General features: G+C 46.1%; 10 protein-coding genes and 1 pseudogene. 8 read left to right on the forward strand and 3 right to left on the reverse strand.

The genetic code is table 11. The features are described from left to right. Positions 1-93 precede the first annotated feature (93 nt). Entirely contained in the window at positions 94-558 is a 465-nt protein-coding gene (locus tag OCV62_RS03960; protein WP_021915634.1) for a helix-turn-helix domain-containing protein, read from the reverse strand. Positions 559-560: 2 nt separating this feature from the next. On the opposite strand from OCV62_RS03960, the gene OCV62_RS03965 reads away from it, so the two are divergent. Further along, positions 561-1,205: a carbohydrate ABC transporter permease gene (locus OCV62_RS03965; RefSeq protein ID WP_416822282.1), complete on the forward strand. Its 645-nt coding sequence runs from the start codon at positions 561-563 to the stop codon at positions 1,203-1,205. Positions 1,206-1,374: 169 nt separating this feature from the next. On the opposite strand, the pseudogene OCV62_RS03970 reads toward OCV62_RS03965, so the two are convergent. Continuing rightward, positions 1,375-2,491, reverse strand: a pseudogene (locus OCV62_RS03970) (RNA-guided endonuclease TnpB family protein). An 85-nt stretch (positions 2,492-2,576) separates the two neighbouring features. Between OCV62_RS03970 and tnpA the strand changes: the two are divergent. Continuing rightward, positions 2,577-2,981 carry an IS200/IS605 family transposase gene (gene tnpA, locus OCV62_RS03975; protein ID WP_262585223.1) on the forward strand — a complete coding sequence of 135 codons (405 nt, stop codon included), beginning with the start codon at positions 2,577-2,579 and terminating at the stop codon, positions 2,979-2,981. A gap of 54 nt (positions 2,982-3,035) precedes the next feature. Beyond that, on the forward strand, positions 3,036-4,001 hold the full coding sequence (locus OCV62_RS03980; protein ID WP_317258835.1) for a ribokinase: 966 nt from the start codon (positions 3,036-3,038) through the stop codon (positions 3,999-4,001). A gap of 180 nt (positions 4,002-4,181) precedes the next feature. Here OCV62_RS03980 and OCV62_RS03985 read toward each other — a convergent pair whose 3' ends face one another. Continuing rightward, positions 4,182-6,617: a glycoside hydrolase family 94 protein gene (locus OCV62_RS03985; protein ID WP_262585262.1), complete on the reverse strand. Its 2,436-nt coding sequence runs from the start codon at positions 6,615-6,617 to the stop codon at positions 4,182-4,184. Between the two features lie 536 nt (positions 6,618-7,153). Between OCV62_RS03985 and OCV62_RS03990 the strand changes: the two genes are divergently transcribed. The 5 genes from OCV62_RS03990 to yicI all read left to right on the forward strand — a co-directional run bounded on the left by OCV62_RS03990 (position 7,154) and on the right by yicI (position 14,181). Further along, positions 7,154-8,179, forward strand: a complete 1,026-nt coding sequence (locus OCV62_RS03990; RefSeq protein WP_262585224.1) for a LacI family DNA-binding transcriptional regulator — start codon at positions 7,154-7,156, stop codon at positions 8,177-8,179. A 107-nt stretch (positions 8,180-8,286) separates the two neighbouring features. Further along, positions 8,287-9,729, forward strand: coding sequence for a type 2 periplasmic-binding domain-containing protein (locus OCV62_RS03995; RefSeq protein WP_262585225.1), 1,443 nt, complete (start codon positions 8,287-8,289; stop codon positions 9,727-9,729). Positions 9,730-9,974: 245 nt separating this feature from the next. Continuing rightward, a complete protein-coding gene (locus tag OCV62_RS04000) occupies positions 9,975-10,868 on the forward strand; it encodes a carbohydrate ABC transporter permease (RefSeq protein ID WP_262585226.1) in 894 nt (297 codons plus the stop codon). A gap of 3 nt (positions 10,869-10,871) precedes the next feature. Beyond that, the gene (locus OCV62_RS04005) at positions 10,872-11,729 is read left to right on the forward strand and encodes a carbohydrate ABC transporter permease (RefSeq protein ID WP_262585228.1); all 858 of its coding nucleotides are present in this window, start codon (positions 10,872-10,874) and stop codon (positions 11,727-11,729) included. A gap of 112 nt (positions 11,730-11,841) precedes the next feature. Then, the gene (gene yicI / locus OCV62_RS04010) at positions 11,842-14,181 is read left to right on the forward strand and encodes an alpha-xylosidase (protein WP_262585229.1); all 2,340 of its coding nucleotides are present in this window, start codon (positions 11,842-11,844) and stop codon (positions 14,179-14,181) included. The last annotated feature ends 95 nt before the right edge of the window (positions 14,182-14,276 follow it).

Consider the following 14,276-nt stretch of genomic DNA (forward strand, 5'->3'; position numbering starts at 1 on the left):
ACCACGAGGTACACCATGCGGCAATATCAATTTATTCAGATTGCATGTTTGTTTTTTAAGAACTTGTATATTCTATACAAATTGCATATTTTTTCATCGAAGTGCCTGTGTGATTCCCTTCACCGACGACAAATACTCCATTGGAGACATTCCCATTTCTTTTTTAAACTGTCTGGAAAAATATTGTACCGATCCATAGGACAGACGTGCAGCAATTTCTGTGATGTTACAATTTTCTTCCCGCATCATTTCCCGTGCACGCCGGATCTTCATTCTGCTGAAATATTCCATTGGTCCGCATCCGAACTCCTTATGGAAAAGATGCTGCAGCGTAGACCGGCTCATATAAAAAACATCACAGAGTGTATTCATATCGATTTGCTCCTGAACATGCTCCTGCATATAGTGGACGACCTGAATCAGTCGGGAACTTTTCAGATGTGCTGTCTCTTCCGTCAGCTCAAACCGTTTGGAATCGTCCGCCTTTTCTTCCCGCTCCCTGCGCAGCGTCAGCAAAAACAGCTCCAGATTCAGCAAAATCATCTGCTGTGCGTACAAGAATATTTCCTTTATCTACATATAAAAATTCCCAGAAATCCATCCTTTCCGCTGTCATTACTACAGTTGTGCAGATCGTGTTCTGTTCCATGGCAGGATATGCCTTTGCGAGAATTGAGTTCCCGTTCAAAAACTTTATTTTCGTACTGCTGTTATCCGTCCTGATGGTTCCCGGACAGATTTTCCTGCTTCCCCAGTATCAGTTAATCCAGAAGATGGGACTGTTGAACACCATCCCGGCGCTGTTTCTTCCGAACCTGTTCAGTGCCTTCGGTACATTCCTGCTGCGGCAGTTCTTTATGTCCATGCCTCAGGAGCTGGAAGATGCCGCAATCGTAGATGGCTGTAACCGGTTCCAGATTTTCGGACGTATTATGGTTCCGTTAATCCAGCCTGGTATCGCAGCGCTGACCATCTTCACCTTCAAGTTCGCATGGAACGACTTCATGTGGCCTCTGATCGTCAACAACTCCATGGATAAGCTGATCTTAGGTCCTGCACTGTCCACTCTGCAGGGTCAGTACACGACACAGTACCCGATGCAGATGGCAGGCGCCGTATTAGCCGTTATCCCGCTGGTTGTAATCTTCTTCATCTTCCAGAAGCAGTTTATCGAAAGCGTGGCCACATCCGGCATCAAGGGTTAAATCCATATCGTACTTCATTGTGTCAACTACCCACGACCTAAAGGTCATGGGCTTGTAACTGCCCAGTCGTACTAACGGTTTACACCTCCGACCTTTAACCCCAATAGATACTGCTATCTAAAGTGGCGTTACATCATAGGATGGTTGACAACACCCTTTGTAGCAGAGTTTACTCTGTTACAACTGTATTAGGTACTTGGCTATCTGCAAGATAGTCTATTCCCATACGATACAGATTCATAGCTCCAATGCGGTCATCATTAGATTTATAACCACAGTTTTTGCAAGTAAACAGATGCATCTTCTTATTGCGGTTAGCCTTTTCAATGTGTCCACAACAAGGGCAACACTGACTTGTATAGCGAGGATCTACCTTAATAACAGAAGATTGATTCTGTTTTGCTTTGTAGATTAGTTTTTGCTCAAGNAACATAACGGTCTTTTGTTTTAACACGTTCTGTAGCATTACGAATACCTGATAAATCTTCCAATACAAAGAGAGTGTGCTTGGGGTTATTTTTGACGAGTGCCTTTGATACCTGATGGTTAATATCCTGCATCCAACGGTTTTCTCGCCCACCAATAGCTTTTATTCTTCGTCTTGAAGATGAGGTCTGTCGCATTTGGAGTTCTTTACGAAGTTTGGAATAATTAGCACGTTTTTGCTTCATAGCCTTACCACTAACAAATCCAGACTTGTTTTTGCTGTCATAAGTGGCAACAACAAAGTTAATACCTCTATCTATACCCACAACATTACAGATGTCAGAAACATTACTTTCTTCGACATCGTAGGTTACTGGTATGTGAAGATAATACTTGCCATGCTTATTTACAAGTTTAGCTGTACCAAACTTATAAATCGTATGGTCGAAATACTTAGACATTCCGTCTGCAAAATAAGATAACTTCACACGACCGTTTAGCGTATTGATTGAAAAGCAGTTTTGTGTTAAGGAATAATCTCTGTTCCAAACCAAATCATACTGAGGCTTTTTGAACGAGGGTTTCATCCATTCGTTTTGATTCTCAAGAATGGTCTTATATCTGGCGATAACAGTCTTCAAAACAGACTGAGCCATTTGCGATTTAAGGTTAAAATTTTCTCGTAAAGTAGAATACAAAACCTTATTGAGCGAAAACTGCTTTAAGTCATGAGTACGGAACACATAGTCTGAAACATAATTGCAGGCATTACGATAAACAGACATAGTTTCATCAAGCAAAACCTTATCTGTTTCATCTACAACTATTTGAATTTTAGCTGTAATAGTCATTTGTTCCATATATGTACTCCTTTCATAGATATTTCACTAAATATATTATATAATAATAATTAGTGAAAATCAATGTTTTGAGGTGACGTGAATTATGGATAATAGATACAATCGTCATAACAGACGGAAATACAGCCTTAAAGTAGATATAGTTCTAGTAACAAAATATCGTAAACAATTACTCAAAGATTCTATCGCTGATGATGTTAAACAAAAGATTTTCGATATTGCTAATACTTATGGCTACGAAATTGTTGCTATAGAAACCGACAAAGACCATATACATTTCTTATTAATTTACGATACAACAGATAGGGTTTGCGATATTGTCAAAATTGTAAAACAAGAAACAACGTATTATTTATGGCACAAATATGGTTCGTTTCTGTCTAAACAGTATTGGAAGAAAAAAATATTTTGGTCAGACGGATATTTTGCTTGCAGCATTGGAGAAGTATCGTCAACTACCATACAAAAATATATTGAGAATCAGGGTTAACGATTAAAGATTTACAAGGCTCCTCCCACCACCTAAAGGTAGTGGGAGGAGCCTATGGCAAACGAAAGGATTTTATTTATGAAGGGGCAGGAAACGGAACTATCAAAAGCACAATGTCAGGAAAGCGCGTCCTTGGGGACACGCTTTCTTGTGATGGGCTCCTTAAATTATGACTATATTTATTCCCTGGATCATATTGTCGCACCGGGAGAAACGATTGCTTCTGCGAAGTTGGATAAGGCCTGTGGAGGAAAAGGCTTTAACCAGGCTGCAGCTCTTGCAAAAGCTGGTGCCAAGGTGTATCTTGCAGGTTTGGTAGGCTCTGACGGAGGTGAGCTGCTGGAAACAGCACAGGAGTTTGGTGTGGACTGCAGGTTCGTGCAGGAACGAGACAACGCAACCGGGCATGCGATCATTCAGGTGGACAAAAACGGACAGAACAGCATCGTCCTGTTTGGCGGTACGAACCGGATGTGGACGGCGGAATATGTCGATAGCGTTCTGGATTCTTTTGAAAAAGGAGATGTCCTGATCTTACAGAATGAAATCAATGGAATCGAAGATATTCTGGAAAAGGCCTATGCCAGAGGCATTTCGATCGTATTGAATCCATCGCCGTTTGAAGATTGCATTTTAAGCTGGCAGCTGGAAAAGGTTTCCCTGTTTTTCATCAATGAGGTAGAGGGCGAGCAAATGACCCAAAAAAGCGAGCCAAAAGACATTCTGGAGCAAATGCTGTTTCAGTATCCGAATGCTGCAGTTGTACTGACCCTCGGAGAAAAAGGTGCATGGTATGCAGACCGGGAAGAACGGTATTTCTGCCCGGCACAGAAAGTAAAGGCAGTTGACACCACGGCGGCGGGAGATACCTTTACCGGATATTTTCTGATGGCGCAGGAAAAGGGATTTTCTGCAGAACAGTGTCTTTCGATCGCTGCACAGGCATCCGCAATTGCAGTGTCGAGAAAGGGTGCATCGGTCTCTGTCCCGGTCTGGGCAGAGCTGCAGATGGACTTATAAATAATTCCAACAATAGAATGCACGCTCTGCGAGCATTCTATTGTCATGAATCCAAAACCCCGGACGGAGTGATTTTTCAAACTCTGTCCGGGGTTTGATTTTTATAACTTTGGATGGATGAGCGCTGCTACAATATTCGAAACATCCGTAATTTACGCAGGTTCCGGGCAGATCAGCAGTTTAGCCCATCACAACCGTAACGTCATAGTGCTGTTTGTCTTTGGTGAAAGGAACGACACAGCCGTCAATGGGAGTTCCGTCAACAAGAAGGGAAACAACTCCTTTTTCCACGTGGTGCGGGTTCTGGATGTGGATATCATAGTCGGCATTGCGGTAGTGTCTGTGGATATCATATCCGCTGCAATCAGAAGGAATGCAGGGATTGATACGCAGACCATTCCAGTCGGGGCAAATGCCAAGGATGTATTGGGAGATATTGACAAAGGTCCATGCCGCAGTACCGGTCAGCCAGCTGTTTTTTGCTTCACCGTGTCTGGGAGCGTCTGCGCCGGCAACCATCTGTGCATAAACGTAAGGCTCGGTGCGGTGGATGTCACTGATATCTTCCAGATAAGCGGGACAGGTTTTACGATATACCTCAAATGCGCGATTGCCTCTGCCAATGACGGTTTCTGCGATGGAAATCCAGGGATTATTGTGGCAGAAGATTCCGGCATTTTCCTTGTACCCGGGCGGGTAGGAGCTGACCTCTCCAAGCTCCAGGTGATATCTGGTATAGGCAGGCTGCAGGAGCATGACGCCGTATTTGGTATCCAGATGTTTTTGGACAGAGTCCAGGGCTTTTTGCGCAAGCCCTTCCTGTACGCCAATGCCTGCGAGGACGCAGAAGCCCTGGGGTTCGATAAAGATCTGACCTTCTTCACATTCCCGGGAGCCGACCTTGTGACTGTAGGCATCGTAGGCCCGGAGGAACCATTCCCCGTCCCAGCCGGAATCCAGGACTGCCTGATAGACTGCTGCAACCTCCTTACGGGCACGGACTGCCTCCACAGCATTGCCGAGAAGAGAGACAAGCTGCGCGTACTCTTCCCCATATTTAACGAACATTCCGGCAATAAATACGGATTCTGCGACAGGACCCTCACTTGGTCCAAAGGTCTGGAAGGATTCGCCGGGCTCTGCGGAAAAACAGTTTAAATTCAGACAGTCATTCCAGTCGGCACGACCGATCAGCGGAAGCCCGTGAGGTCCCTTATGCGTTACAGTAAAGTCAAAGGAGCGCTTCAGATGCTCCAAAAGCGGCTGCTGAGTTCCGGGGGTGCTGTTAAAGGTAACTGGCTCTTTTAAAATGGAAAAATCGCCGGTTTCTTTGATGTAAGCAACCGTACCGGCGATCAGCCAGAGGGGATCGTCGTTAAAGCCTCCGCCGATATCTGCGTTTCCACGTTTGGTCAGCGGCTGATACTGATGGTATGCACTGCCATCCTCAAACTGAGTGGCTGCGATATCCAGTATTCGCTCGCGGGCGCGCTCCGGAATCAGATGGACGAAACCGAGCAGATCCTGACAGGAGTCACGGAACCCCATTCCACGGCCGATGCCGGATTCGTAATAAGAAGCGCTTCGGGACATATTGAAGGTAACCATGCACTGGTACTGGTTCCAGATATTTACCATGCGATCCACTTCCCTGGAGTCAGAGGAAATATGATATCGGGACAGAAGCGCTGTCCAGTAATGGCGAAGCGCAAGAAAAGCATCTTGTACCTGGTCGGGATTACTGTAGCGTGACAAAAGGGCATGGGCAGGCTTTTTATTGATGACACCCGGCGCTTCCCATTTTTCTTCAACGGGTACTTCGACATATGCAGTGACAAAAATAAAGGTTTTGCTTTCGCCCGGCTGAAGTGTCAGATCAATCTGATGGGCTGCAATAGGAGACCAGCCGCTGGCTACGGAATTGGAGAGCTGGCCTTTTTCAACAGCGGAAGGATTCTGATTGCTGCGGTATGGACCAAGAAAGGAATCCCGGTCTGTCTCGAAGGCGGTTATCGGTGTGTTGACAGAAAACAGAGCGTAGTGATTCCGACGTTCCCGGTATTCTGTTTTGTGATAAAGAATGGAACCTTCTATTTCCACCTCTCCGGTGCTGAAGTTACGCTGGAAATTCTTCATATCATCATCCGCATTCCAGAGACACCATTCCAGATAAGAAAACAACTGAATCGTTTTCTCCCGCTCAGAATCATTGGTAAGCGTAAGCTGATTGATCTCGCAGGAATCCTCAAGAGGTACGAAGGTGAGCAGGGAGGCCTTCAGATGGTTTTTCTGCCCGGTAAAGCGGCTGTATCCCATTCCATGCCGGCATTCATAAAAATCCAGAGGGGTCTGGGTCGGCTGCCAGCCGGGATTCCAGATGCTGTTTCCTTCTTTGAGATAGAAATATCTGCCATTGGAATCCGCAGGGACGTTGTTGTAGCGATAGCGGGTCAGACGGAGAAGCTTTGCATCTTTATAGAAAGAGTAGCCGCCGCAGGTGTTGGAAATAAGACTGAAAAAATCGCGGCAGCCAAGATAGTTGATCCAGGGAAGCGGCGTTGCAGGATCTGTGATGACATATTCCCGGTTGATATCATCAAAGTAACCGTATTTCATAAAAACCTCCATTCTACAGACGCCTTTGTGCCGAAGAAGCTCTGCGCAGATCCTCTTTTGAAATGAGGTTTCAGGATGCTTTGGGGCGTCTGCTGTACAAGAAAGCCTGTGCCAGGCAACTGCAGTTTAAACGATTAAGTTAAACGCAGAGCTATTATATATTTCGGATTATATTGAAAAAATGCGATAAAATCAATGAAAATGAAAAGGAACAGCTTACGAAAATGAAAGCGTCAAAGGACGATTTTCTGGGTTATGTTGACGAAACTGCAGCGAAACTATGATGCGTAAGTAAAAGAGAAGGATAAAATATAAAAATGTAACAAAAAGTTGATTCTCAAATTGTATAAAGTGGCAAAATGATTAAAAATAATAAAAAGATATTGAAATATATGTGCATGGCGCATATAATGCAATTAAAGAAAACGTTTAAGTATATCGTTTACGTAACAAACTGCTGCGTGAAAGAAAGCAGCAGGATATAAGGATAAGACGCAAAGAAAAAACGGAGGTGTCGAAGGCAGGAGGTAGGCGATATGGTTTCCTTAAAAGACATCGCAAAGGAATGTCAGGTTTCCGTTGCAACAGTCAGCAAGGCGCTGAACGATCATGCAGACATCAGCGAGGAACGCAAGAAGATGATTCGTGAGAAGGCAGAAGAAATGGGATATCGTCCGAATCTGTTTGCGAGGACATTGAAGACGAATCGCAGTTATAACATCGGAGTTCTTTTCACGGATGCAGAGCATAATGGTCTGACACATGATTATTTCGCAGCAGTATTGGATAGCTTCAAGGTAGCTGCAGAGGCAAGAGATTATGATCTTACATTTGTCAATTGCGGAGGCTCCGGCGGAAAGCGGATGACGTATCTGGAGCATGCCAGATATCGGGGATTTGACGGAATTATGATTGCATGTGTTGATTTTTCAGAGCCGGAGGTGCTGCAGCTTGCACTGAGTGATATTCCGGTTGTGACCATCGACTATATCTTCAATGATCGTCTGGCAGTTGTTTCGGATAATGCAAAGGGAATGGAAGATCTGTTCACTTATATTTATCAGATGGGACATCGAAGAATTGCATACATCCACGGTACAGATTCCGCAGTTACAACAAACCGTCTGTCCTCTTTTTACAGGACAGCAGAAAAGTTTGGAGTGGAGATCCCGGATGAATATGTGATGATGACAAGATACCGTGATACCAAGGGCGCGGGAGAAGCGACAGAGAAGCTTCTTGATCTGAGAAGACCGCCGACTTGTATTTTATATCCGGACGATTTTGCAGCATTGGGAGGCATCCATGTGATCCGGGAACGGGGAATGTCTATCCCGGAAGATATTTCCATTGCAGGCTATGATGGAATCCGGTTGGCGAAGCTGACTGTTCCGAATCTAACGACACTCTGTCAGGATACACAGCATCTTGGACAGTACGCAGCAGAGAAGCTGATCGATCTGATCGAAAAGCCCAAAACTGCAATGCGGAATATCACGATAGTACAGGGAAAATTGTATGAGGGTCAAACAGTTTTAAAGCTGGATGGCAGCAGAGGGTAGTACGGTAATGGCTACTTCGGAAACAACGGTAAAGGATGTAGGATACTGAAAGCTCCGGAGAATGCTTAAATTTTATAAACTTATAAACTCATAGGAGGGTTTGGGGTATGAAAAAGAAAATGCTTGGTTTGTTACTTTCAACAGCAATGCTGGCAACGACAGTAGCAGGGTGCGGATCCACAGCAGCAACTACTGCTTCTGCACCGGCGGCAGAAGAGACCGCTAAGACAGAAGCGGCAGAATCTACAGCTGCAGATACTGCGGATACAGAAGCTGCCGCAGGCGACAGTTCCGAACTTGCTTATACAGGCGAGCTCGAGATTATGCATTACTCTACTTCCGAAGAATCTGAAGGAAATGGCGGCTCTGATGGCTTCCGTACCGTACTGGGTGAGTGGGATGACGCACATCCGGATATTACGCTGACGCAGACTGTTCTTGCAAATGCAGAGTATAAGACACAGATCGCAACACTGGCTGCAGCAGATGACCTGCCCGATGTATTCCTGCTTCAGGGCATGAACACCATCGACTGGGCAAAACAGGGTCTGGTTTATGATCTGACAGATGATATCAAAGCATCTCCGTATTATGCAGATTACAATACCGCGTATTTCGCACCGTTTACTTATGAAGATTCCATGTACGGCTTCCCGGCACTGACCGGCGGTACCTGTACTGTTGTGATTTATGATAAGGCAATGTGGAAAGAAGCAGGATACGATCAGTTCCCGTCTACCTGGGAAGATGTAGAAAAAGCTTCCGAGTACTTTAACGGCAAGGGTATTACGACAGTTGCATTCGGCAACGGCGGCAAGTGGCAGGCAAACTCCGATTTCCTTTCCACACTGGGCAACCGTTACACCGGCCCTGACTGGTTTATGAGCCTGGTGGCAAAGAGCGGCGCAGCATTTACAGATGATACATTTGTAAGCGCCCTGACAGAGATGCAGAGACTCTTTACCGATACCAAGATCTTCAACGAAGACTTTAACGTTGTTACCAATGAAGACGCGCGTGAATATTACATTTCCGGCGATGCAGCAGCATTCATCGGCGGTAACTGGGATGAATCCTACATCTGGGCAGCCTTAAAGGATGCTGACGAAGAGAAATTCAATAACATGGGCTTTGCGGTTCTGCCTCAGCCTGCAGATGCAACACAGGCTCCGAATTCCCAGAATATCGGTCTTGGATACGCAGTTGCAATCAACTCCAAGCTGGCTGACGATCCTGAAAAACTGGCAGCAGCAATTGACCTGGCTGAGTACATTACCGGTCCCGCATTTGCAAGCTATGTAGCTGAAAATTATGCACTGGGCGGCCTGACCAAGGTTGCAGACGTTGACCTGAGCGCATTTGATCAGATCACACAGGATTTCTACAACTGGTCTTATGTGGACACCGATACCTGTGAAATTTATGATTCTTACATTACCAATGCAGTTTGGGATGTTTTAAATACTGACCTTCAGACCATGATGAATGGTGATATCACCCCTGAAGAAGTAGCCCAGAACGCCCAGGACGCATACGAAGCCAACTACTAAGGAAAATGCCCTGCCCCGCAGAGCAGGGCATTTTCCGCTACTTCTCAAGGTGCGGAGCGCCTTGAGAAGGTTCCGAAGAGAGAGCTACTTCTCAAGGTGCGGAGCGCCTTGAGAAGGTTCCGAAGGGGCTGCTACTTCTCAAGGGGCGGAGCGCCTTGAGAAGGTTCCGAAATAGGAAAGTACAGAGCCGTTCTGCCTGCCATCAGGCGGGACGGCTTTTGCGCAAAATAAGGGAGGGATCCTTGATGCTGACTGCGATCAAACCAAAAAAAAGAACGATTCTCCTGTATCTGCTGGTGCCGGTGGCGATGTTCGTATTTACTGTTTTTGTACCATTGGTTACAGCACTTGTATACAGTTTTTATGAATGGAAGGGCGGCCCGCAGAAGACCTTTACAGGGCTAACAAACTACATCACTCTGTTCCATGACGGTACCTTCTGGCAGGCCTTCGGACATAATATCTATCTGGTTGTGGCGTGTATTATTGGGCAGATCGGTATTGCCTTTATTTTAGTACTGATGGTAAATTCCAGAGTTGTCAAATTAAAGGGGATCCATCGAACCTTTGGCTTCTTTCCAAGCACAATTTCTGCAGTTTGCCTTGGTTTGATCTGGAACATGATCTATCATAACCAGTACGGGATCATCAACTGGTTTTTGAGAACGATCGGCAGACCGGATCTTTGTAAGGTATGGCTCAATGAAACAAAGCTGGTCATGCTGCTTGTCTCAATTCCGCTGATTTGGCAGTATATCGGATACTACATGGTGATCATCCTTTCCGCGATTTCCTCCATCAGCACCGAAATCTTTGAAAGTGCGGAAATTGACGGTGCGAACGGTATACAGAGCGCACTCTACATTACACTGCCGCTGATCAAGAATACAATGCTTGTCTGCATTACGCTGTGTATTGCAGGTAATATGAAAGCCTTTGACAATATTTATGTTATGACAAAGGGCGGTCCCGGAACATCCTCCATGGTAATGGCGATGTATGGATATCAGGTATCCTTTAACCAGAGTAATATGGGATACGGCAGCTGTATTTCTGTGGGCATTTTTGTATTATCGCTTCTTGTGATCGGCGGAGCACAGGGGCTGATCAAACGGCTCACCAGAGAAAAGGAGGCGTAGGACATGAAAAAGGATAATGGAACACATCGTATCCGCAAAGGAATCCTGGCAGTATTTATGAATCTGATCCTGATCATTTTCTCGCTGTCCTGTATTTTCCCGATGATCTGGATGCTGTACTCTTCGTTAAAAGAAAAGAGGGCATTTAATGCAGATATTGTTGGGCTGCCCAAAAACCCGACTCTGATCAATTACATCAGGATCCTGAGCAATTCCGATTATCATCTGGGAGAATCCATGTTCAACAGTGTACGTACAACTACACTGTCCATCATTTTGATCGTATTATTTTCGTTTATTGTGGGTTATATTTTGGCAAGGGTTCATTTTAAGGGAAACCGCGCACTGTATGTCATGTTTTTGATGGGAATGCTGATTCCGATCCATTCGCTGCTGGTGCCGATCTATGTGGTTTTCAAAAAATGCGGAATTTCCGACCAGTGGTATACGCTGCTTTTACCCTATGTATCCTTCGGACTTCCGATGGGGATTTTTTTGGTAGAAGGATACGTCAAAACCATTCCGGTTTCGCTGGAAGAGGCAGCTGCAATTGATGGAAGCAGCTTTTCAAATACACTTTGGAGGATTATTCTGCCGATCACCAAACCGATTCTGGTGACAGTTGCGATCATACAGATCTTTAGCTGCTGGAATGAGTTCTCCTTCGCACTGGTACTGATCAAAAATGTTTCACTGCAGACAGTACCGCTGGCACTGACACAGTTTAAGGGACAGTTTGCATCAGATTATCCGAAGCAAATGGCGGCAATGCTGATCACCATGTCTCCTATCGTAATTTTGTATTTTGCGTTCAGTAAGCAGATTATTGAAGGAATGGTTGCAGGTGCGGTAAAGGGATGATCACACAGCTATTTGTGCCGCAGGCGTCACAAAATAGCTGGGATCGCAGAGCCGAACTGGATGTTTGCCTCGCGATTTCTTCGGCGTAAGCGTCTGCGGAATGGAGAATAACATGAAATTTACAGAAGGATATTGGTTATTGAGTGAGAGGACAAACGGACAGTTCGCATCACAGGCATACCATATAGAAGCAATGGAAAACGGACTGCGGGTAGTGGCTCCGACATCACCGGTATTATCCAGAGGCGACACATTAAATCGACCGACCATTACAATAGAATTTCTCGCGGTTTCTCCGGAGGTGATTTCGGTTCGTGCCTGGCATTATGAGGGCTACAGGACGGGAGAGGCCCGATTTGAGAAAAAGGAGACGACCTGCGATGCAGTTGTGACAATAACGGAGAATGAGGCAGTTTTGGATGCCGGACGCGTGAGTGTGCATGTTGACCGGAAAAACTGGGGCTACAGCTTCTGGGCAGATGGAAAACTGCTGACGTCCTCCGGATTCCATAATCTCGGCTATGTCCGCTGGGACAAAAGAGTCTCCAGCATGCTGCCGCAGGATAATTATATGAAGGAGCATGAGTACACCCCTTATATGACCCAGGATCTTTTGCTTGCACCCGGAGAAAATGTATATGGCTTCGGAGAACGCTTTACTGCGTTTGTCAAAAATGGTCAGGCAGTAGAAACCTGGAACGAGGATGGAGGTACAGCTTCACAGGTAGCCTATAAAAATATTCCGTTTTATATGACCAACAGAGGCTATGGTGTATTTGTGGATCATACAGGCAATGTGTCCTTTGAAGTAGCAAGCGAGAAGGTGGAGTATGTCGGATTTTCTGTACCCGGGGAAGAACTCCGGTACTATCTTTTTTACGGACCGACCCATAAGGAAATTTTAAAAGCCTATACGGGTCTGACCGGACGTCCAGCGCTTCCTCCGGCATGGTCCTTTGGACTGTGGCTTTCTACCTCCTTTACGACGGATTATGATGAGCAGACAGTTACCTCTTTTCTGGAAGGCATGGAGGAGAGGAAGATCCCCCTGAGCGTATTCCATTTTGACTGCTTCTGGATGAAAGGACTGCAGTGGTGTGATTTTGAATGGGATCCGGAGACATTCCCGGATGTAAAGGGAATGCTGCAGCGTTATCATGAAAGAGGGCTGAAAATCTGTGTATGGATCAACCCGTATATTGCGCAGGGAACAAAAACCTTCCGGGAAGCTGCAGCAGGCGGTTATCTGTTGAAGCGCGCAGACGGACACGGTATCTGGCAGACCGATAACTGGCAGAATGGCATGGGAGTTGTGGATTTTACAAATCCGAAAGCCTGCAAATGGTATCAGGGCAAGCTGCGCAGTCTGTTGGAAATGGGTGTGGACTGCTTTAAAACGGATTTTGGCGAGAGAATCCCGATCGATGTTGTGTACCAGGATGGCAGCGAGCCGGTCAGCATGCACAATTACTATGCATTTCTTTATAACCGCTGTGTTTTTGAACTGTTGAAAGAAGTAAAAGGTCAGCAGGAGGCGGTTGTTTTTGCAAGAAGTGCGACAGCAGGAGGACAGCAGTTCCCTGTGCACTGGGGAGGTGACAGCAGCGCATCTTACATTTCCATGGCAGAGACGCTGCGTGGAGGTCTGTCGTTTGCGATGTCTGGATTTTCCTTCTGGAGTCATGATATCGGTGGCTTTGAAAATACTGCTCCTGCAGATGTATACAAACGATGGCTTGCATTTGGCCTGCTTTCCTCTCACAGCCGCCTGCATGGATCGGGAAGCTACCGGGTACCGTGGGCATTTGATGAGCAGGCCTGTGATGTGGCGAGATATTTTGTGCAGCTGAAATGCAGCCTGATGCCGTATCTGTATGCAAAAGCGGTGGAAGCGCATGAGGACGGTACGCCGGTAATGCGTCCTATGGTATTTGAGTTTGAAGACGATCCGGCCTGCCAGACTCTGGATATGCAGTATATGCTGGGGGAAAGTCTGCTGACAGCACCGATCTTTTCGGAGGATGGCAGCGCAGCCTGGTATCTGCCGGAGGGCACGTGGACAAATTATCTGGACGGCACAGTCAAAGAGGGCGGAAGGTTTTACAAGGACAGATTTGACTATTTCTCCCTGCCGCTTTATGTGCGGGAAAATACCCTGCTGGCAGTCGGCAGCGTGACAGAGCGCCCGGATTATGATTATGCGGCAAGCTCTGTGCTGCATCTGTTTGCATTAAAGGATGGAAAAGAGGCAGTCTGCAAAATCCCGGATATCCACGGACAGATTGTGGAAACCGTAAAAGCGATCCGCAGTGGTCAAAAAATTGTCGTAACGGCAGATGGTAAAAACAGGGAAGAGGATGCTGCTTTTGCATTGGTGATGCATGACGAAAACGGCAATATGCAGGAAATTTCGGTTCCGGCAAAGGGAGAGGCTGTGCTGGAGCTGATCTGAAAAGTCGAAACCATATCCGTGATATCTGCAGCTTTGGATGGCAGGGCTGACGGATAACAGCATGAAATCCGGAATCAGAACAGGGGCGGACGAAA

The sequence above is a fragment of the Gallintestinimicrobium propionicum genome (assembly GCF_025567525.1).
GTDB lineage: Bacteria > Bacillota > Clostridia > Lachnospirales > Lachnospiraceae > Gallintestinimicrobium > Gallintestinimicrobium propionicum.

Bases quoted from the DNA above. Each gene is read 5' to 3' on its own strand.
- tnpA (WP_262585223.1), top strand. From the start codon at position 2,577: ATGGATAATAGATACAATCGTCATAACAGACGGAAATACAGCCTTAAA.
- OCV62_RS03980 (WP_317258835.1), top strand. From the start codon at position 3,036: ATGGCAAACGAAAGGATTTTATTTATGAAGGGGCAGGAAACGGAACTA.
- OCV62_RS03985 (WP_262585262.1), bottom strand. From the start codon at position 6,617: ATGAAATACGGTTACTTTGATGATATCAACCGGGAATATGTCATCACA.
- OCV62_RS03990 (WP_262585224.1), top strand. From the start codon at position 7,154: ATGGTTTCCTTAAAAGACATCGCAAAGGAATGTCAGGTTTCCGTTGCA.
- OCV62_RS03995 (WP_262585225.1), top strand. From the start codon at position 8,287: ATGAAAAAGAAAATGCTTGGTTTGTTACTTTCAACAGCAATGCTGGCA.
- OCV62_RS04000 (WP_262585226.1), top strand. From the start codon at position 9,975: ATGCTGACTGCGATCAAACCAAAAAAAAGAACGATTCTCCTGTATCTG.
- OCV62_RS04005 (WP_262585228.1), top strand. From the start codon at position 10,872: ATGAAAAAGGATAATGGAACACATCGTATCCGCAAAGGAATCCTGGCA.
- yicI (WP_262585229.1), top strand. From the start codon at position 11,842: ATGAAATTTACAGAAGGATATTGGTTATTGAGTGAGAGGACAAACGGA.